Source organism: Pseudomonas paraeruginosa (genome assembly GCF_003025345.2).
Classification (GTDB): Bacteria; Pseudomonadota; Gammaproteobacteria; order Pseudomonadales; family Pseudomonadaceae; genus Pseudomonas; species Pseudomonas paraeruginosa.
Genome location: NZ_CP020560.1, coordinates 4,885,853 through 4,904,920, shown reverse-complemented (window position 1 = coordinate 4,904,920; position 19,068 = coordinate 4,885,853). Strand labels below are relative to the sequence as shown.

The following is a 19,068-nucleotide window of genomic DNA, read 5'->3' as shown; positions in this document are numbered from 1 at the left end:
GGCAAGGGCTTGTCAAAAAAGTGTTATGCCAGCGTGAACAAAGGGTTGTCGGCTGTTCGTCAGGCCGGTAGTGGCGCTGTCTCGGCATGCCCGATGGCGCGCTCCAGGGCCTCCCTGTCGCTGGCGTCGCCCAGTTCCGCCGCGCGTCGGCAATAGGCCAGCGCCAGGCCGCGGAACGCGGGATGGGACGATTGCTCCAGGCTGTGGCGAGCGCTGCGCAGGAAGTTCAGGTTGCCGCCCTCCAGGGCGCGCCGTAGCCAGGTCTCGGCCTCGGCATGGCGGCCGTTGGCGGCCAGCATCGCGGCGTGGCTGAACTGGCCGCGGAAGTCGCCGCCCTCGGCGGAGCGCCGGTACCAGTGTGCCGCCTGTGCCTGGTCGCGGGCGACCACCAGGCCTTCTTCGTGATAGCGGCCGACCAGGTTCATCGACTTCGCGTGTCCCTGCTCGGCGGCCTGCCGGTACAGCGCATAGGCGCACGCCTGGTCCTGTTCCACGCCACGGCCGGTGGCGTAGAGGTTGGCCAGGTTGTAGCGGGCCCAGTCGAGGCCTTGCCCGGCGGCGATCCGGTAGTGTCGCGCCGCCGCCGCGAGATCCGCCGCGCCGCCCCAGCCGTGCTCCAGGCAGCGAGCGAGCATGTTGCGCGCCATCGCGTGGCCACCCTCGGCGGCGATGCCGAACCAGGTCCGCGCCAGCGCCGCATCGCGTTCGATGCCCTGGCCATCGAGGAGGATCTGCCCGAGCAGCGCCTGGGCTTCCGGCAGGCCTTCGCGCGCCGCGCCGAGGATGGCCTGGGCGGCCTCTCGCGGGCTGCCGGCCAGTTGCGCGGCGAAGCCTTCGGCGTCCAGCGCCTCATGTCGATGCAGCAGGTGGCGCATGCTCAGAGTTCCGACCAGCGCCGCAGGAGGTTGTGGTAGGTGCCGGTGAGGCGGATCAGCGAGGGATGCTCGGGTACGTCGCGGGTCAGTTGCTGGATCGACTGGTCCATCTCGAACAGCAGGGTACGCTGGCTGTCCTCGCGGACCAGGCTTTGGGTCCAGAAGAACGAGGCGTAGCGCGCGCCACGGGTGACCGGGTTGACCTTGTGCAGGCTGGTGCCGGGGTAGAGCACCAGGTCGCCGGCGGGCAGCTTCACCTGGTGCAGGCCGTAGGTGTCCTGGATCACCAGTTCGCCGCCGTCGTAGTCCTGCGGGTCGCTGAAGAACAGCGTCGAGGACAGGTCGGTGCGGACCCGTTCGCGACCGCCCTGGATGTCGCGCACGGCGTTGTCGATATGGAAGTCGAACGAGCCGCCGCCGGTATAGCAGTTGAACAGCGGTGGGAAGACCTTCAACGGCAGCGCGGCGGACATGAACAGCGGGTGATTCCACAGTCGCTGCAGCATGGCCTCACCGATTTCCCGCGCCAGCGGGTGGTCCTGCGGCAACTGCAGGTTGTGCTTGGCCTTGGCCGACTGGTAGCCGGCGGTCGCCTTGCCGTCGGCCCACTCCGCCTGTTCCAGGGCGGCGCGGATCCGGGAGACTTCATCGGCGGTGAAGAGGGCGGGGATGTGCAGCAGCATGGCGCTGTCCATGGAGGCGAAATGATTGCCAATGATATTGATTTGCATTGGTGCTGTAAAACCGCCATCCCAGGATGGACGAGCGAAGCGCAGAAAAATGTAATGAGAAAAGTGTAAAAAATGTAAATTCCTGTCGGATGCGAATCTGTAATAATTGATAACAATTCTGATCTGCAATAGATTTCGCGACCTTCACAGCTCCCGGGGAGGGGTTTCGAATGTCGCGTCAGTCCACGGATATCGCCGTTTCGTCGCAGCGCCTGCTGGCTTCGGCCATCGGTGTCGCCATCACTGCCATCGCCACGCCGCAGGCGGCCCATGCCGAACAGGCCGGGCAGAAAAAGACCGACAAGGGCGGCGTCCTGTCGCTGGACGCGGCCACCATCGTCGGTGAGCAGCAGGACGAAACCACCTACAACGTCGATCGCTCCGCGTCGAAAAAGTACACCGCGCCGCTGCTGGATACGCCACGTTCTGTCACCGTGGTGCCCAAGCAGGTGATCAAGGATACCGCCGCTGTTTCCCTCCAGGACGCGTTGCGTACCGTTCCGGGCATTACCTTTGGCGCGGGCGAAGGCGGTAACCCCACCGGTGACCGACCGTTCATCCGCGGATTCGATGCGCAGAGCGACACCTACGTCGATGGTGTACGCGACACCGGCGCGCAGACGCGCGAGATCTTCAACCTCGAGCAGATCGAGGTCAGCAAGGGGCCCAACTCGGCGTTCGGCGGGCGTGGCTCGGCCGGCGGCAGCCTCAATCTCGTGAGCAAGCAGGCCAAGGCGGGGAACTTCATCGATGGTGGCTTCACCTATGGTTCCGACCAGACCCGCCGCTATACCCTGGACCTCAATCAGGAGTTCCTCGATGGCAATGCGGCATTTCGCCTGAATCTTCTCAAGCACGACGCCAATGTCGCCGGCCGCGACGAAGTGGACGTCAGCCGCTGGGGCGTAGCGCCATCGCTTACCTTCGGCCTCGGTTCGCCGACGCGAGTTACCGTCAGCCACTATCACCTGGAAAGTGACGATACGCCCGACTCGGGGATTCCATACGCCAAGAGCGGCAACCGCAGCAAGCACAATCCAGATAAGCCGGTGAATGTCGATCGAGGCAATTTCTATGGATTGACGGGGCGCGATTTCCAGAAGAGCCGGATCGATACCAGTACCATCACCATCGAGCACGACCTGACCGACAACCTCACCATTCGCAACACCTCGCGTTACGGCAACAGCCATCAGGACTATCTGTGGACGCAGCCGGACGACAGCCAGGGCAACATCAACAATGGCACGGTCTGGCGCCGGCAGAACAACCGCGTGAGTACCACCACCACGGCAGTCAACCAGACGGACCTGTTCGGAGAGTTCTACCTGGGCGGCTTCAAGAACAGCTTTAGCACCGGCCTCGAGTTCAGCCGCGAAGACAGCAAGCGCGATGGCTATACCGTCGATACCAATACCGGTCTGGGCAACAACAAGTGCAATCCATCGCTGATCGGGGCTCCCAGTGGCTATAACTGCACCAGCCTGGAAAACCCCAATCCGCATGATCCGTGGAATGGCAGCATCACTCGGAAATATGCGCCGCTGAATACGGTCGGCACCACCAAGGCCATATATGCGTTCGATACCATCGACCTGAACGAACAATGGCAGGTCAATATCGGTGCCCGCTTCGACAGTTTCGAAACCACGGCGAAGAACCATGGTGTCAGCCCCACTACCAAGCTCAGCGACAAGTCGAGCTTCTGGAACTGGCAGGCAGGCCTGGTGTGGAAGCCTGCACCGAACGGCAGCATCTATGCGTCCTACGCCACCTCGGCGACCCCGCCGGGGAGCATGCTCGACAATGGCGACACCTCGAACGCCGTCGACGGGTTCGCCATCAGCAATAATCTCGAGCCGGAAGAAACCACCAACTACGAGCTTGGTACCAAATGGGCCTTCTTCAACGAGCGGCTGGAGTTGAGTGCAGCGATTTTCCGCACGGACAAGGACAACACCCGTATCCTGGTGGCCAACCAGACCTACGACAATGCCGGACAATCCCGCGTCGATGGCGTGGAGCTGAGCGCCAGCGGCAAACTGACCGAGAAGTGGAAGGTGTTCGCAGGCTACAGCTACCTCGACAGCGAGCTGGTTGATGCCGGCAAGGCCGGGCGCAACGGCAACGTCAACGCATCGGCAGTTTCCAGCAACGGCAATGAGATGCCGAACACGCCGAAGAACAGCTTCAGTCTGTGGACCACTTACGACCTCTTCCCGAAAGCAACCATCGGGGGCGGCGCCTTCTATGTCGACAAGGTCTATGGCGATGTCGGCAATACCGTCTATGTCCCCGATTACTGGCGCTACGATGCGATGGCCAGCTACAAGCTGAGCAAGAACGTCGATTTCCAGGTCAATGTGCAGAACGTGTTCGACAAGAAGTATTTCGACAAGGCCTACGCGGCGCACTATGCGTCCCAGGCTGCCGGAAGGACGGTGTTGTTCTCCACCAACTTCCACTTCTGACAGCCGCTTGCGCTTTCCGCGAAAGCCCCACCCCTTCCCGGGGCGGGGCTTTTCCGCATCCGGGGCGGGTAAATAGAGCGTAAAGAACGTTAATTCGGCTTTATCGCAACTGATTATCAAATAGAATTGGCTGCCTGCGATTTCCGTATCGTCCAGCCAGTGCGAAGCACCTGGCCCTGTTCCGTTGTTGCCGCCTGGCGGCCCGTGAAGGTGATCCTGTGAAGAAAGTCTGGTTCCAGTTGCATTGGTTCTTCGGCATCAGCGCCGGCCTGGTGCTGGCGCTGATGGGCGTCACCGGGGCGACCCTGTCGTTCCAGGACGAACTGATGCGCGTCCTCAACCCCGACGTACTGGTGGTGCAGAAGCGCCCCGGGGGCGTGCTGCCGCTGGACGAACTGGTGCATCGCATCGAGAGCGCCGAGCCGGGCCGGAAGGTGGCCTTCGTCTGGGTCGAGATGGACAGCGACAAGGCCGGGCGGATCTTCTACACCCCGCCGCCGGGGCAGCGCCGCGGCGAATCGCGCTGGGTCGATCCCTATACCGGCGCCTTCGTCGGCGAACCGAAGGGCGAGGCTTTCTTCAACCTGATGATGCAACTGCACCGTTTCCTCGCCATGGGCGAGTACGGCAAGCAGGTCACCGCCGCCTGCACCCTGATCCTGATTTTCTTCTGCCTGTCCGGCCTCTACCTGCGCTGGCCGCGCAAGGCCCTGGACTGGCGCGCCTGGCTGACCCTCGATTGGTCGCGCAAGGGCCGCAGCTTCAACTGGGACCTGCACGCCGTGGCCGGCACCTGGTGCCTGGCGCTGTACCTGCTGGCGGCGCTGACCGGCCTGTACTGGTCCTACGAGTGGTACCGCAACGGCCTGTTCAAGCTGCTCGACGACGCACCGGCCGGGCAACAGGCGCAGCGTGGCAAGCCCGGCGGGCGCGGCGAGCGACCGGCCGAGACGGCGCCGCTGGTGGTCGACTACGCCGCGGTGTGGAACAGCATCCGCCAGGCCGGCGGCGATCGCCTGCAGGCCTACAACCTGCGCCTGCCACCGGCGGGCGGCCAGCCGGCGACGGTGTTCTACCGCCTGACCGATGCGCCGCACGAGCGCGCCTTCAACACCCTGACACTGGATCCGGCCAGTGGCCAGGTGAAAAGCGACCAGCGCTACAGCGAGCGCTCCTTCGGCGGCCAGTTGCTCGCCAGCGTCTACGCTTTGCACGTGGGCAGCTATTTCGGCCTGCCCGGGCGCATCCTGATGATGCTCGCCAGCCTGGCGATGCCCTTGTTCTTCATTACCGGCTGGCTGCTCTATCTCGACCGTCGGCGCAAGAAGCGCGCGGTGCGGGCGAGCCGTGCCGGGCTGGACGAAAGCGCCGGCGCCAGCGGCGAATCGTGGCTGATCGGCTACGCCAGCCAGAGCGGTTTCGCCGAGCAGCTGGCCTGGCAGAGCGCCGGCCAGTTGCAGGCCGCAGGCCTGCCGGTGCGGGTCGAGTCACTGGCGCGGCTGGACGTCGGCCAGCTCGCCGAGGCACGCAACGCGCTGTTCGTGGTCAGCACCTTCGGTGACGGCGAGGCGCCGGACAGCGCCCGCGGCTTCGAGCGCAAGGTCCTCGGCCAGGCCGCCAGCCTCGGTGGCCTGAGCTACGCCCTGCTGGCCCTGGGCGATCGCCAGTACGAGCAGTTCTGCGGTTTCGCCCGGCGCATGCAGGGCTGGCTGCAGGGACAGGGCGCGCAGAGCCTGTTCTCCCCCGTGGAGGTGGACGACGGCGATGCCGCCGCGCTGCGCCAGTGGCAGGAGCGACTCGCCGAAGTCACCGGCGGCGGCGCGCCGGCGGCCTGGGCGGCGCCGTCCTTCGAGGTCTGGTCGCTGGCCCGGCGCGAGCAGCTGAATCCCGGTAGCCAGGGCGAGTCGACCTGGCTGCTGGATCTGCGCGCGCCGACCGACAGCGCCATCGAATGGCGCGCCGGCGACCTGGTGGAGATCGTTCCGCGGCAGGCGCCCGTGCGTATCCGCGAATGGCTGGAGCGACATCACCTGGACGGCCAGGCGCGGGTGTCGCTGGAAGGCGTCGAGCAATGCCTGGAGCAGGCCCTGGCCGGACGCCTGCTGCCGGACTCCTTCGAACACCTGGTCGGCCTGCATCCGCAGGCGTTGCTGGATGCGCTGATCCCGCTGTCCGTGCGGCAGTACTCGATCGCCTCGCTGCAGAGCGACGGCGACCTGCAACTGATCGTGCGCCAGGAGCAGCACGCCGACGGCAGCCTGGGTATCTGTTCCGGCTGGCTCACCGAATATCTGCCGCTCGGCGCCGCGCTGAGCCTGCGCCTGCGACGCAACGCCGGCTTCCACCTGCCGGAGGACGACCTGCCGTTGGTCCTGATCGGCAACGGCACCGGCCTCGCCGGCCTGCGCAGCCTGCTGCGCGCCAGCATCGCCGCCGGGCGCAGGCGCAACTGGTTGCTCTTCGGCGAGCGCAATTTCGCCCATGACTATTATTGCCGTGCCGAACTGGAGCAGGCCCTGGCCAGCGGCGAACTGCAGCGCCTGGACCTGGCGTTCTCCCGCGACCAGGCGGAGAAGATCTATGTCCAGGATCGCCTGCGTGAAGCGGCAGACGAACTGCGGCGCTGGGTCGACCAGGGCGCGGCGCTGTATGTCTGCGGCAGTCTGCAGGGCATGGCCGGCGGCGTCGACCGGGTGCTGCGCGAAGTGCTCGGTGAGGAGGCCTTGCAACGCCTGGCCGACGAAGGACGCTACCGGCGCGACGTGTACTGAACGAATGAATGAAAAAGGCTCCCCAGGGAGCCTTTTTTTTTGCCTGCCGCCAGAACTGCCGGGCTGTTCATGGCGTAGGGCGGATACCCGCAGAGCGGTTATCCGCCATTCCAGCGAGGCATCGGCGGATGACGCCGTAGGCGTCATGCGCCCTACGGAGCTATCGGGACTTCGCACCGCCCGTGGCGTAGGGCGAATAACCGCAGAGCGGTTATCCGCCATTTGGATGGCTATCGGGACGTTGCGCCGCCGGGCCTCAGATCCACAGGATGAAGCCCAGTACCAGGGCAAAGAAGCCCCATTTCTGCAGGTAGTAGAGCGTGCGGTTGCGCTTCTTCAAACGTTTGCCTTGCAGGCGGATCTTGTACAGGCTGTCGAAGACCCGATTGAGCCCGCCGGTCCGGTCGCCAGCGTTGTTCGGGGCGGCGGCGGCGGCCATCACGTTGCGGCTGAACCAGCGGTTGAAGGCAGCGGCCCAGCCCTGGGACAGCGGCCGCTCGATGTCGCAGAAGAGGATGATGCGGTTGTGCCCGGTGGCGTTTTCCGCGTAGTGGATGAAGGTCTCGTCGAACACCACCGCCTCGCCGTCGCGCCAGTGATAGCGCTCGCCATCCACCTCGATGAAGCAGGCTGGGTCGTTGGGGGTGTACAGACCCAGGTGGAAGCGTAGCGAGCCGGCGTAGGGATCGCGGTGGCGAACCAGCTTCGAGCCGGGCGGCAGCTCGGCGAACATCGCCGCCTTGACCGAGGGAATCTGCCGCAGGAGGGCGGTAGTCTGCGGGCAGAGTTCGCCGGCGGAGGGATGGGCCTCGTCGTACCATTTCAGGTAGAAGCGCTTCCAGCCGCTCTTGAAGAACGAGTTGAAACCGATATCGTCGTACTGCTCGGAGCGCTTGATATTGCCGGCGTCGTGCAGGTGCAGCGCTTCGCTGCGGATGGTCTGCCAGTTGTCGACCAGCGTCTTCAGTTCGGGGAAGGTCTCCGGCGCCAGGTACGGCCGGTTCGGTACCTTGGAGAACAGGTACATCAGGCAGTTGACCGGCGCGAGGAAGCTGGAGTGGTCGCTCAACTGGCGTGACAGTTTATGGCGTACCCGGCCGCGGAAATGGACATAGAGGATGCTCAGCGCATAGGCCGCCAGGATGAGAACTTTCATGAATGCAAGGTCGTCGGTGCAAAAGAGGAGAATTTACTCCTCTTATGGGCGCCTGAGTATGCTACCTGACGCTAATTCGCCAGCACCGGGCCTGTTTCTCGGTCCTGGCGGCCCTGAAAGGAGCGTGCAATGAACGACAGTGGCCGGCATATCCTGCTCAATTGCGACATGGGCGAAAGCTTTGGCGCCTGGCGCATGGGCGACGACACCCACAGCATGCCGCTGGTTGACCAGGCCAACCTGGCCTGCGGTTTCCATGCCGGCGACCCGCTGACCATGCAGCGCTCGGTGGCGCTGGCGGTGCGTCACGGGGTGAGCATCGGCGCGCACCCGGCCTATCCCGACTTGAGTGGCTTCGGCCGGCGTTCGCTGGCCTGCTCCGCCGAAGAGGTACATGCCATGGTGCTGTACCAGATCGGCGCGCTGGACGCCTTCTGCCGCTCCCTCGGTACCCAGGTCGCCTATGTGAAGCCGCATGGCGCGCTGTACAACGACCTGGTCGCCGACGACGAACTGCTGCGCGCGGTGCTCGACGCCTGTGCCGCCTATCGCAAGGGCTTGCCGCTGATGGTGCTGGCGCTGGCCGACAACGCCCGCGAACTGCAACTGGCCGACGAAGCCGACGTGCCCCTGCTGTTCGAGGCTTTTGCCGATCGTGCCTACCTGCCGGACGGAAGGCTGGCGCCGCGGCGGCTTGGCGGCGCGGTGCATCGCGATCCGCAGCGGATCATCGGACAGGCGCTGGCCATCGCCCGCGGCGAAGCCTTCGCCGACTACGATGGCAACCCGTTGCGCCTGACCGCCGACAGTCTTTGCGTGCATGGCGACAACCCGGAGTCGCTGGCGGTGCTCCGGCGCCTGCGCGCGGCCCTGGGCAGCCTGTGATCCGTATCGAGCCCGCTGGCGCGGAAGCCTTGCTGCTGGTCCTTGCCGAGGAGCCCGGGGCGGACCTGCCGTTACGCCTGGTCGAGCTGGCGAGGCGCCTGCGCGAGGAGTTCGGCGCGGGCGTCCGCGACCTGGTGCCGGGCTGGACCGGGCTGCTGCTGCATTACGATGCCTACCGGGTCGACCCGCAGGTCCTGGAGGCGCGCCTGCGTCCGCTGCTGGCGGAGTGGCGTGCCTGGCGACCCGCCGAAGAGGCCGGTCGCCTGCACGAGATTCCCGTCTGGTATGCGGGCGAGGATCTGCCGCTGGTGGCTTCTGCCTGCGGCATGGACCGCGAGGAAGTGATCGCGCTGCACAGCGCGGTCGAATACCGGGTCGGCGCGATCGGTTTCGCGCCGGGGTTCGCCTATCTCGGCGGCCTCGATCCGCGTCTGCTCCTGCCGCGCAGGGCCACGCCACGGGCACGCGTGCCGGCTGGCAGCCTGGCCATCGCCGAGGCGCAGACGGCGATCTATCCGCAGGCCTCGCCGGGTGGCTGGCACCTGCTGGGGCGCAGTCCGTGGCGCCCGTTCGATGCGGCCGCCGCCCCGCCTTGCCCGTTGTCGCCGGGCGACCGGGTGCGTTTCGTCGCCATCGATCACGAGGCCTTCCTGTCCCTGGGGGGGCATGAATGAACGGGTTGCGGGTGATCCGGGCGGGTCCGCAAAGCCTGCTGCAGGACGACGGCCGGCGCGGCTGGCAGCATCTGGGCGTATCCCCGGGCGGGCCGCTGGACCGCCAGGCGGCGGCCTGGGCCAATCGCCTGCTCGGCAATCCCTGGGGCACGCCGCTGCTGGAGATCGCCCTCGGCGGCCTGGTGCTGGAATGCACGGTCGAAGCGACCTGGCTGGCGCTGACCGGAGCGCGCCTGGCGCTGGCGGTGGACGGACACGTGCAGCTGCCCTGGAGCCGTTTCCGGGTCCGCCGCGGGCAGCGTATCGAACTGGGCTTCGCCGAGGCCGGACAGCGTGCCTACCTGGCCTGCGCCGGCGGCTTCCAGGCCCGCCCGGTGCTGGGCAGCGTCGCCAGCCAGGTCCGCGATGGCCTGGGCGGCTTGCGCGGTGACGGCCAGGCGCTGGAGGAGGGCGATTGCCTGCCATGCGCCGAGGCCGGCGCCGCCCATCCGAGGGCGGCCAGCGTGCCCTGGCGTTTCCAGCCGGACTATCGGCGCCCACCGCCTCTGCGGGTGCTGCTCGGCGGCGACGCGGCGGCCTTCGACGAAGCCAGCCGGCAGGCTTTTTTCGCCTGTTCCTGGCGCATCAGCCCGCAGTCCGACCGCATGGGCGTGCGCCTGTCCGGCGAGCCGCTGCGCGGGGCGCGGCGCAGCTGGTCGCAGGGGGTGGTGGAAGGGGCTATCCAGGTCCCGCCGGATGGCCATCCCATCGTACTGATGGCCGACCGCCAGAGCATGGGCGGCTATCCGCTGCTCGGTTTCGTCCATCCGCTGGACCTCCCGCGCCTGGCGCAAAGCCCCGCGCATAGCGAGGTAACCTTCGTCGAGAGCGACCTGGCGACGCAGCAGGCCGATCTGCTGCGCTTCTACCGCTTTTTCCGCGGCTGAGCGCTCAGCCGGCCAGGTGGCCGAGCGGCAGCGGCGAGGGCGCCTTCACCGTCTTGATCGCGAAGTTGCTGCGAATGTCGCTGACCCCGGGCAGGCGCAGCAGGGTTTCGCTGAGCAGGCGTTCGTAGGCGCGCAGGTCGGGGACCACCACTTGCAGGAGGAAGTCCGACTCGCCGGAGACCAGGTGCACCGAGATCACTTCCGGCAGGTCGACCACTGCCCGGTGGAAGGCTTCGGCCTGTTCCTGGCGATGGCGTTCCACCTTGATCCCGACGAACACCGTGAGGCCGAGGCCGACCTCGTCGCGGTCGATGCTGGCCTGGTAGCCGCGGATCACCCCGGCCTCTTCCAGCAGGCGCACGCGGCGCAGGCAGGGCGAAGGCGAAAGGCCGATCTCCTCGGCCAGTTGGACGTTGCTCAGGCGGCCGTCGCGCTGGAGGGCGGCGAGGATGCGATGGTCATAGGCGTCGAGTTTCATCTTGGCATATCCGGATGGATAGTCTTCATAGAGTGGAATTTCCTGCCAAACAGAATGCTTCGACTGGTGGAAAACGCAAGCACCTGCCTTGCCTTGCGGGCATAGAATCGCTATCCGGGTCACCTTCCTGGAGCCGATGCGATGGACACGAGCGCTTTCCTGATTGCCCTGGCGGTGGTTTACCTGGTCCCCGGACCGGACATGCTCCTGCTGTTCCAGACCGGCGCCCGCCAGGGGCGGCGCGCGGCGCTGGTCACCGCCCTCGGCCTGGCCCTGGCGCGGGCCTGCCATGTACTGATGGCGGCGACCGGGCTGGCGCTGCTGTTCCGTACCGCGCTCTGGACCTTCGACCTGGTGCGCCTGCTCGGCGCCGCCTACCTCGCCTGGCTCGGCCTGCAGATGCTGCGCGGTGGCGGACTGGCCTTGCCGACCAGCGACGCGGGTTCCGCGTCACTGGTGCCGCACGCCGACCGCCGGGCGTTGCTGCGCGGACTGCTGACCAACCTCCTGAATCCCAAGGCCTTGCTGTTCTGTTCGGTGCTGTTGCCGCAGTTCGTCAGTCCCCAGGCCGGTTCGCTGGCCCTCCAGTTCGCCGCGCTCGGCTCGATACTGGTACTGGTCGGGCTGGCCTTCGACTGCGCCTACGCCCTGGCCGGTGGCCGCCTCGGGCGCTGGCTGGCCTCCCGGCCCCTGGCGCAGCGCCTGCAGCAGTGGGGTTTCGGTGGGCTGCTGATCGGTTTCGGAGTGAGGCTGGCGCTGCTGCGCCAGCTCTGAAGGCAGACGGGGCGGCGAGCGCCCCGTCGTGGCTCAGCCGAGGAACTGCTCGGCGTGGTGGCAGGCCACCTGGCGCTGGTCGAGCGGGCGCAACTCGGGCACCTCGCTGCGGCAGCGCTCGGTGGCGTAGGGGCAGCGCTTGTGGAAGGCGCAGCCCTGCGGCGGGTCCAGCGGGTTCGGCAGTTCGCCCTGGATGCGGATCTTCGGCTTCGTCGGGTCCGGATGGATCGCCGGGGTCGCCGAGAGCAGCGCGCGCGTGTAGGGATGCAGCGGGTTCTCGTAGAGCTTGTCCGCCGGCCCCATCTCCGCCGGTCGGCCGAGGTACATCACCAGGACGTCGTCGGCGACATGGCGGACTACCGCCAGGTTGTGCGAGATGAACACGTAGGCGGTGCGGAACTGCTGCTGCAGGTCCATGAACAGGTTCAGTACCTGGGCCTGGATCGACACGTCGAGGGCCGAGGTCGGCTCGTCCGCCACCAGCACCTTGGGTTGCAGCATCATCGCCCGGGCCAGGGCGATGCGCTGGCGCTGGCCGCCGGAGAACATGTGCGGATAGCGCTGGTAGTGTTCCGGGCGCAGGCCGACCTGGCGCATCATCTGCTGGACTTTCTCGCGGCGCTCCTCGCGCGACAGCGCGGTGTTGATCAGCAGCGGCTCGGCCAGCTGGTCGCCGATCTTCTGCCGCGGATTGAGCGAGGCGTAGGGGTTCTGGAAGACCATCTGCACGTCGCGACGCAACTGCCGGCGCTGGTCCTTGCTGGCGCCCTTGACCTCCTGCCCGGCGATTTTCAGCGAGCCGGAGGTGGGTTCCTCGATCAGGGTCAGGGCGCGCGCCAGGGTCGACTTGCCGCAGCCGGACTCGCCGACCACGGCGAGGGTCTTGCCGGCTTCCAGTTCGAACGACACGCCGTTCAGCGCGCGTACCTGGGCGTGGCCCTTGAACAGGCCGCGGGAGACTTCGTAGTGACGGGTCAGATCTCGGGCGGTCAGAACGGTTTCCATCAGGCCACCTCGTTCAGCAGGTTCAACGGATAGAAGCAGCGCACCGCGCCGCGCTCGTGCGCCTCCAGGGCCGGCCGTTCCTGGCGGCAATGCTCCTGGGCATAGGGACAGCGTGGCGACAGCAGGCAACCGCGCGGACGGTCGTAGCGCCCGGGCACGATGCCGGGCAGGGTGGCCAGGCGGGCTTCGCCGGCACAGTGCTCGGGAATCGCCTTGATCAGCGCCTCGGTGTAGGGGTGGGTCGGGCGGTCGAACAGCGCCGGCACGCCGCCGATCTCCACCGCCTCGCCGGCGTACATCACGCAGACGCGCTGGGCGGTCTCGGCGACCACGGCGAGATCGTGGGTGATCAGGATCAGCGCCATGTCCTGGTCGCGCTGCAGGTTCAGCAGCAGCTCCATGATCTGCGCCTGGATGGTCACGTCGAGGGCGGTGGTCGGCTCGTCGGCGATCAGCAGCTTGGGCTCGGCGGCGATGGCCATGGCAATGGCCACGCGCTGGCTCATGCCGCCGGAGAGCTGGTGCGGGTAGGCGTCGAGGCGGCTGGCGGCGGCCGGGATCTCGACCCGCTCGAGCAGCTCCAGGGCGCGCTGGCGCAGGGCCTTGCCGCGCAGGCCGAGATGCAGGCGGAGGACTTCCTCGATCTGGTAGCCGACGGTGTAGCTGGGGTTGAGGGCGGTCATCGGGTCCTGGAAGACCATCGCCATGTCCTTGCCGACGATGCGCCGGCGCTGGCGGCCCTTGAGGGTGAGCATGTCGTGGCCGTCGAAGCGCAGGTGATCGGCGGACACCCAGCCGGGGGCGTCGATCAGGCCCATCAGGGCCATCATGGTCACCGACTTGCCGGAGCCGGACTCGCCGACGATGGCCAGCACCTCGCCCTTGTCGACGCTCAGGTCGAGGCCGTCGACCACGGGCACGGCGGTGGTGTCGCCGAAGCGCACGCTGAGGTTCTTGATGTCGAGGAGGCTCATGCGGCGGTCTCCTGTGGCGCGGGTACGGATGCGGGGTTCATGGTCGTGCTCCTCATGCCGCGTTCTTCAGTTTCGGGTCGAGGGCGTCGCGCAGGCCGTCGCCCATCAGGTTGATCGCCAGCACGCTGAGCAGGATGGTTAGGCCGGGCAGGCTGACCACCCACCAGGCGCGCTCGATGTAGTCGCGGGCGGAGGCGAGCATGGTGCCCCACTCGGGGGTCGGCGGTTGCACGCCGAGGCCGAGGAAGCCCAGGGCGGCGGCGTCGAGGATTGCCGAGGAGAAGCTCAGGGTGGCCTGGACGATCAGCGGCGCCATGCAGTTCGGCAGCACGCAGACGAACATCAGGCGCAGGGTGCCGGCGCCGGCCAGGCGCGAGGCGGTGACGTAGTCGCGGTTGAGCTCGGTCATCACCGCGGCGCGGGTCAGGCGCACGTAGGCTGGCAGCGAGACGATGGCGATGGCGATCACGGTGTTGATCAGGCCCGGGCCGAGAATCGCCACGATGGCCACCGCCAGCAGCAGCGACGGCAGCGCCAGCATGATGTCCATCAGGCGCATGATCAGCGGCCCGGCGCGGTTCGGCGAGAAGCCGGCGAGCAGGCCGAGGAGGATGCCGGGGATCAGCGAGATCACCACCGAGGACAGGCCGATCAGCAGCGACAGGCGGGCGCCGTGGATCAGCCGCGAGAGCAGGTCGCGGCCCAGTTCGTCGGTGCCGAGCAGGAAACGCGCCTGGCCGCCCTCCAGCCAGGACGGCGGGGTCAGCAGGAAGTCGCGGAACTGTTCGCTCGGATCGTAGGGCGCGACCCAGGGGGCGAACAGCGCGCAGAACACGATCAGCAGCATGAACAGCAGGCCGCCGAGGGCGCCCTTGTTGTGCGCGAAGGCTTGCCAGAATTCCTTCAGCGGGGACGGGTAGACCAGGCTCGGGTCGCTGGCGGGAGCGTTGTGCATGGCGTTCATCGGCTCGCTCCTCAGCGTTGGTGGCGAATGCGTGGGTTGGCCAGGCCGTAGAGGATGTCCACGACGAAATTGACCAGGATGACCAGGGTGGCGACCAGCAGGATGCCGTTCTGCACCACCGGGTAGTCGCGGCGGCTGATGGCATCGATCAGCCACTTGCCGATGCCCGGCCAGGAGAAGATGGTCTCGGTCAGCACCGCGCCGGCGAGCAGGGTGCCGACCTGCAGGCCGAACACCGTCAGCACCGGGATCAGCGCGTTGCGCAGGGCGTGCACGAAGACCACCCGGGCCGGCGACAGGCCCTTGGCGCGGGCGGTGCGCACGTAGTCCTCGCGCAGGACCTCGAGCATCGCCGAGCGGGTCATGCGGGCGATCACCGCCAGCGGGATGGTGCCCAGCACGATGGCCGGCAGGATCAGGTGGCGCACGGCGTCGAGGAAGGCGCCTTCCTCGTCGGAGAGCAGGGTGTCGACAAGCATGAAGCCGGTCTTCGGCTCGATGTCGTAGAGCAGGTCGAGGCGCCCGGACACCGGGGTCCAGCCCAGCGACACGGAGAACAGCATGATCAGGATCAGGCCCCACCAGAAGATCGGCATCGAATAGCCGGCGAGGGAGATGGTCATCACCCCGTGGTCGAACAGCGAGCCGCGCTTGAGCGCGGCGATCACCCCGGCGAGCAGGCCGAAGGTGCCGGCGAAGAGCATCGCGGCCAGGGACAGTTCCAGGGTCGCCGGGAACAGGGTGAGGAATTCGTGCCAGACGCCGTCGCGGGTGGTCAGCGATTCGCCGAGGTTGCCCTGGGCGAGGTTGCCGACATAGTCCAGGTACTGCTGGTACAGCGGCTTGTCCAGGCCCAGGCGGTGCAGGGCCTCGGCGTGCATCTGCGGGTCGACGCGGCGCTCGCCCATCATCACTTCCACCGGGTCGCCGGGAATCAGGCGGATCAGCGCGAAGGTGAGCAGGGTCACGCCGAAGAAGGTGGGGATCAGCAGCCCCAGTCGTCGAGCAATGAAACTAAGCATGGTGGCGGGTAACTCCTCATCGCGAGCCATGCGCCCCGCCATCGACGGGGCTGTGGCCCTTGTTCTTCTACGGCTTCACCGAGGTGGTGGCGAAGTTGTTGTTGCTCAGCGGATTGATCACATAGCCCTGGACGGTGTTCCGCCGGACGTTGAACAGTTTCGGGTAGGCCAGCGGAATCCACGGTGCCTGTTCGTGGAATACCACCTGGGCCTGCTCGTACAGTTTCGCCCGCTCGGCCGGATCGCTCACCTCGCGGGCCTTGCGCATCAGCGCCTCGAAGTCCTTGTCGCACCAGCGCGCCTGGTTTTCCCCCGACTCGGCGGCGGCGCAGCTCAGGTTCGGGCTGAGGAAATTGTCCGGGTCGCCGTTGTCGCCGGCCCAGCCGAGCAGCGACAGGTCGTGCTCGCCAGCCTTCGAACGCTTGAGCAGCTCGCCCCACTCCAGCGAACGGATGGTCATCTGGATGCCGGCCTTGGCCAGGTCCGCTTGCAGCATCTGTGCCGCCAGAGCCGGATTGGGGATGGTAGGCGAGGTGCCGTTGCGAATGAACAGGGTGATCTTCAGGTTTTCCGCGCCGGCCTCCTTGAGCAGCGCCTTTGCACGTTCGGGGTCGTGCGGCCAGTCCTGGATCGAGTGGTTGTAGCCGAGCAGGGTCGGCGGGTAGGGGCCGACCGCAGGGGTGGCCGCGCCAGGGCCGAACACCGCGTCGAGCATGGCCTTCTTGTCCACCGCGAGGTTGATCGCCTGGCGCACGCGCGGATCGTCGAGCGGCTTGTGCCGGGTATTGATGGCGATGTAGGTGGTGAGCAGGGCATCGATCTCGTCTACCGCCAGGTTGGGATCCCGCTTCAGGCGCGGAACGTCTTCCGGCTTCGGGTACAGCGAGACCTGGCATTCGCCGGCGCGGACCTTCTGCATGCGCACGTTGGGGTCGAGGGTTATGGCGAACACCAGGTTGTCGATCGGCGGTTTGCCGGCGTAGTAGTCCGGGTTCGCCGTGTAGCGGACCTGGGCATCCTTGGCGTAGCGCTTGAAGACGAAGGGCCCGGTGCCGATCGGCTGGTTGTTCAGCTGGCCCTGCTTGCCGGCGGCGAGCAACTGGTCGCCGTACTCGGCGGAATAGATCGACGCGAAGGGCATCGCCATGTCGCGCAGGAATGGCGCCTCGGGACGGTTGAGGACGAAGCGCACGGTGAGGTCGTCGACCTTTTCCACCGACCTGATCAGCTCGCCCATGCCCATCGCCTCGAAGTAGGCGTAGCCGCGCGGCGCCGAGGCATGCCAGGGATGCTTCGGATCGAGGGCGCGCTGGAAGCTCCACAGCACATCATCGGCGTTCAGGCTCCGGGTCGGCTTGAAGTAGTCGGTGGTATGGAATTTCACGCCGGGGCGCAGGTGGAAGGTATAGCTCAGTCCGTCGGCGCTGACGTCCCAGCGCTCGGCCAGCCCGGGGATCACTTCGGTGGTCCCGGGGCGGAAGGCGAGCAGGCGGCTGAACACGGTTTCCGCGGAAGCGTCGGCGGTGACCGCGCCGGTGTACTGGACGATGTCGAAGCCTTCCGGGCTGGCCTCGGTGCAGACCACCAGGTTCTTCGCCTGGGCCGTCCCGGCGGCGCACAGCGCCAGGGCCAGGGGCAGGTGTCGGAGCAACGGATGGAGCATGGAGTCCTCCTCGTGGGCCCCGTCGCCGGGGCCGCCGGTTGTCGCAGGTTTACAGCAGGTTGAAGGGGAAGGTGCTGACCAGGCGCAGTTCGTTGACGCTGCCGTCGATCTGGTTCTGGCTGGCCTTGTGCATCATGTAGGTGAGCTTGAAGGTGCTGTCCTTGATCGGGCCGTTCTGCACCTTGTAGGCCGCCATCAGGCCCAGCTCGTGGTGTTTCTCGCCGTCCTGGGCGCGCACCTCGGCATAGTTGCCGTAGGCGCCGTTGCGGTCGCCGTCGTAGTGGGTGCCGTCGATGTCCCAGCCCTTCACGTACCACACCCCGGTGCTCAGGCCGGGTACGCCGTAGTAGCTCCAGTCGGTCTCGTAGCGGATCTGCGCGGATTTCTCGTTGGGGCTGTTGTAGTCGGCGAGCATCGAGTTGGCGAGGAAGATCGCCGAGGTCTCGTGCACGTAGTCGAAGTATTCGTTGCCGTCGACCTGCTGGTAGGCCAGGGTCAGGGCGTGGGCGCGATGGCCGAGGGTGAAGGCCAGGCTCCAGGTGTCGTTGTCGATGTAGCCGGCTTCGCGCGCGCCGGTGTCGCCGGTGTGGTAGCCGTTGAAGGCGGTGCGCAGGGCGATGCCGTTCTCCAGGTCGCCGATGTCGTGGGTGACCCCGAGGTAGTACTGGTTCCAGACGTCCTGGAAGTGCGAGCCGTAGAGCGATATCTCCAGTCCGTCGAGCGGCTTGTAGTTGCCGCCGAGGTAGTTCAGGCGGTCGCCCTTGACCTGGCGGGTGCCGTACTCGGTGGTCATGTCCTCGTCGCCGGAGCCGGTCCGCGGGCTGACCTTGCGGAAGCTGCCGGCCTGCAGGCTGAGGTTGTCCAGCTCCTCGCTGGTCACGGCGAAGCCGGTGAAGCTGGAGGGCAGGGCGCGGTTGTCGATGTAGCTGAACACCGGAGTGTTGACCAGGAAGCGACCGGCCTTGAATTCGGTGTTGGAGGCGCGCAGGCGGATGTTGGCGACGCCCAGCTTGGACCACTCGCCGAGCGCCTCGCCGTCGCTGTTCGCCAGGGTCCGGTTGCCGCCGCCGCCGATGCGGCCCTTGCCGCGCTCCAGGGCGATCTCGTTGAATGCCGCGACGTCGAAACCGAAACCGACGGTGCCCTGGGTGTAGCCCGAGCTGTACTTGAGAACGGTGCCCTGGACCCAGGCGTTGCGCTGGTGGATGCGCTGGGAGCCGCCGCCGGCTTTGGGAATGCGGAAGGTGAAGCTGTCCTTCATGTTTTCCCGCGAGTAGAAGTTGCGGGTGGTCAGGGTCAGGCTCTGGCCTTCGACCAGCCCGGTGGCGCCGGCCTGGCCCTTGATCGGCTTCGCCACGCTGGGAATGCTCTGCACTTCGGCGGCGTAGCTCGGGTTGTCCGGGGCCGGCGGGTTTTCCTGCTCGTCGGCCGCCCAGCCCGGCGCGCTCGCAGCCAGCAAGGCCAGTCCCAGCGTAGCGCTGGTCACACGTTGGTTTCTCATCACCTGATTGCTCCCTTTATTGTTGTCGTTGGCACCTGTTTCACCACCAGGTTTGCGCCGGTTTCGCCTGCGCCGGGGCGCGGCGGTCGAAGACGGCGCGGCGAGCGTTCCTGGCGGAACGCGCGTAGCGCCGTTCTGGAACACGGGCAGGAAAAGCAAAAAAATGAAGTACGAAGTCGTGCCGTTCTTCTGCGCCCC

Annotated in this window: 16 protein-coding genes; 6 read left to right on the top strand and 10 right to left on the bottom strand. The window is 66.8% G+C overall.

The window, feature by feature from the left end:
* Positions 1–59: 59 nt before the first annotated feature.
* Both B7D75_RS23230 and B7D75_RS23225 read right to left on the bottom strand, forming a co-directional pair.
* Positions 60–875, bottom strand: coding sequence for a tetratricopeptide repeat protein (locus B7D75_RS23230; protein ID WP_012077266.1), 816 nt, complete (start codon positions 873–875; stop codon positions 60–62).
* Between the two features lie 2 nt (positions 876–877).
* Positions 878–1,558: a Fe2+-dependent dioxygenase gene (locus B7D75_RS23225; RefSeq protein ID WP_034081372.1), complete on the bottom strand. Its 681-nt coding sequence runs from the start codon at positions 1,556–1,558 to the stop codon at positions 878–880.
* 218 nt (positions 1,559–1,776) lie between these two features.
* On the opposite strand from B7D75_RS23225, the gene piuD reads away from it, so the two are divergent.
* Entirely contained in the window at positions 1,777–4,077 is a 2,301-nt protein-coding gene (gene piuD / locus B7D75_RS23220; protein WP_107114462.1) for a TonB-dependent siderophore receptor PiuD, read from the top strand.
* Between the two features lie 218 nt (positions 4,078–4,295).
* On the top strand, positions 4,296–6,848 hold the full coding sequence (locus B7D75_RS23215) for a PepSY domain-containing protein (RefSeq protein WP_107114461.1): 2,553 nt from the start codon (positions 4,296–4,298) through the stop codon (positions 6,846–6,848).
* Between the two features lie 256 nt (positions 6,849–7,104).
* On the opposite strand, the gene lpxO is transcribed toward B7D75_RS23215, so the two are convergent.
* Complete coding sequence (gene lpxO / locus B7D75_RS23210) at positions 7,105–8,004, bottom strand: lipid A hydroxylase LpxO (RefSeq protein WP_012077262.1); 900 nt, start codon at positions 8,002–8,004, stop codon at positions 7,105–7,107.
* 129 nt (positions 8,005–8,133) lie between these two features.
* Here lpxO and B7D75_RS23205 point away from each other — a divergent pair, with 129 nt between their 5' ends.
* From B7D75_RS23205 to B7D75_RS23195, 3 genes are read left to right on the top strand one after another with little or no spacing between them, the layout of a single operon-like run.
* On the top strand, positions 8,134–8,889 hold the full coding sequence (locus tag B7D75_RS23205) for a 5-oxoprolinase subunit PxpA (RefSeq protein ID WP_012077261.1): 756 nt from the start codon (positions 8,134–8,136) through the stop codon (positions 8,887–8,889).
* The gene (pxpB, locus tag B7D75_RS23200) at positions 8,886–9,563 is read left to right on the top strand and encodes a 5-oxoprolinase subunit PxpB (RefSeq protein WP_107114460.1); all 678 of its coding nucleotides are present in this window, start codon (positions 8,886–8,888) and stop codon (positions 9,561–9,563) included. The genes B7D75_RS23205 and pxpB overlap by 4 nt, the downstream gene beginning before the upstream one ends.
* Positions 9,560–10,489 carry a 5-oxoprolinase subunit C family protein gene (locus B7D75_RS23195; RefSeq protein WP_079741175.1) on the top strand — a complete coding sequence of 310 codons (930 nt, stop codon included), beginning with the start codon at positions 9,560–9,562 and terminating at the stop codon, positions 10,487–10,489. Before pxpB ends, B7D75_RS23195 begins: the two co-directional genes overlap by 4 nt.
* 4 nt (positions 10,490–10,493) lie before the next feature.
* Here B7D75_RS23195 and B7D75_RS23190 read toward each other — a convergent pair whose 3' ends face one another.
* The gene (locus B7D75_RS23190; RefSeq protein ID WP_003094456.1) at positions 10,494–10,967 is read right to left on the bottom strand and encodes an Lrp/AsnC family transcriptional regulator; all 474 of its coding nucleotides are present in this window, start codon (positions 10,965–10,967) and stop codon (positions 10,494–10,496) included.
* 141 nt (positions 10,968–11,108) lie between these two features.
* On the opposite strand from B7D75_RS23190, the gene B7D75_RS23185 reads away from it, so the two are divergent.
* On the top strand, positions 11,109–11,741 hold the full coding sequence (locus B7D75_RS23185) for a LysE family translocator (protein WP_107114459.1): 633 nt from the start codon (positions 11,109–11,111) through the stop codon (positions 11,739–11,741).
* A gap of 33 nt (positions 11,742–11,774) precedes the next feature.
* Here the strand turns inward: B7D75_RS23185 and B7D75_RS23180 are convergent, their stop codons facing one another.
* From B7D75_RS23180 to B7D75_RS23155, 6 genes are all read right to left on the bottom strand, one after another.
* Positions 11,775–12,746, bottom strand: coding sequence for a peptide ABC transporter ATP-binding protein (locus B7D75_RS23180; protein ID WP_003153098.1), 972 nt, complete (start codon positions 12,744–12,746; stop codon positions 11,775–11,777).
* The gene (locus B7D75_RS23175) at positions 12,746–13,720 is read right to left on the bottom strand and encodes an ABC transporter ATP-binding protein (protein ID WP_003094451.1); all 975 of its coding nucleotides are present in this window, start codon (positions 13,718–13,720) and stop codon (positions 12,746–12,748) included. The genes B7D75_RS23180 and B7D75_RS23175 overlap by 1 nt, the downstream gene beginning before the upstream one ends.
* 52 nt (positions 13,721–13,772) lie before the next feature.
* Entirely contained in the window at positions 13,773–14,684 is a 912-nt protein-coding gene (locus B7D75_RS23170) for an ABC transporter permease subunit (protein WP_003105451.1), read from the bottom strand.
* An 11-nt stretch (positions 14,685–14,695) separates the two neighbouring features.
* Positions 14,696–15,706 (bottom strand): ABC transporter permease subunit, encoded by a 1,011-nt coding sequence (locus B7D75_RS23165; RefSeq protein ID WP_033998191.1) that lies wholly within the window; start codon positions 15,704–15,706, stop codon positions 14,696–14,698.
* A gap of 67 nt (positions 15,707–15,773) precedes the next feature.
* Positions 15,774–17,369, bottom strand: coding sequence for an ABC transporter substrate-binding protein (locus B7D75_RS23160; protein WP_034081359.1), 1,596 nt, complete (start codon positions 17,367–17,369; stop codon positions 15,774–15,776).
* A gap of 49 nt (positions 17,370–17,418) precedes the next feature.
* Positions 17,419–18,873 carry an OprD family outer membrane porin gene (locus B7D75_RS23155; RefSeq protein ID WP_010895675.1) on the bottom strand — a complete coding sequence of 485 codons (1,455 nt, stop codon included), beginning with the start codon at positions 18,871–18,873 and terminating at the stop codon, positions 17,419–17,421.
* Positions 18,874–19,068 lie beyond the last annotated feature (195 nt).

Coding starts and splice junctions, on each gene's coding strand:
- B7D75_RS23230 (WP_012077266.1), bottom strand. CDS start 875: ATGCGCCACCTGCTGCATCGACATGAGGCGCTGGACGCCGAAGGCTTC.
- B7D75_RS23225 (WP_034081372.1), bottom strand. CDS start 1,558: ATGCTGCTGCACATCCCCGCCCTCTTCACCGCCGATGAAGTCTCCCGG.
- piuD (WP_107114462.1), top strand. CDS start 1,777: ATGTCGCGTCAGTCCACGGATATCGCCGTTTCGTCGCAGCGCCTGCTG.
- lpxO (WP_012077262.1), bottom strand. CDS start 8,004: ATGAAAGTTCTCATCCTGGCGGCCTATGCGCTGAGCATCCTCTATGTC.
- B7D75_RS23205 (WP_012077261.1), top strand. CDS start 8,134: ATGAACGACAGTGGCCGGCATATCCTGCTCAATTGCGACATGGGCGAA.
- B7D75_RS23195 (WP_079741175.1), top strand. CDS start 9,560: ATGAACGGGTTGCGGGTGATCCGGGCGGGTCCGCAAAGCCTGCTGCAG.
- B7D75_RS23190 (WP_003094456.1), bottom strand. CDS start 10,967: ATGAAACTCGACGCCTATGACCATCGCATCCTCGCCGCCCTCCAGCGC.
- B7D75_RS23185 (WP_107114459.1), top strand. CDS start 11,109: ATGGACACGAGCGCTTTCCTGATTGCCCTGGCGGTGGTTTACCTGGTC.
- B7D75_RS23180 (WP_003153098.1), bottom strand. CDS start 12,746: ATGGAAACCGTTCTGACCGCCCGAGATCTGACCCGTCACTACGAAGTC.
- B7D75_RS23175 (WP_003094451.1), bottom strand. CDS start 13,720: ATGAGCCTCCTCGACATCAAGAACCTCAGCGTGCGCTTCGGCGACACC.
- B7D75_RS23170 (WP_003105451.1), bottom strand. CDS start 14,684: ATGAACGCCATGCACAACGCTCCCGCCAGCGACCCGAGCCTGGTCTAC.
- B7D75_RS23165 (WP_033998191.1), bottom strand. CDS start 15,706: ATGCTTAGTTTCATTGCTCGACGACTGGGGCTGCTGATCCCCACCTTC.
- B7D75_RS23160 (WP_034081359.1), bottom strand. CDS start 17,369: ATGCTCCATCCGTTGCTCCGACACCTGCCCCTGGCCCTGGCGCTGTGC.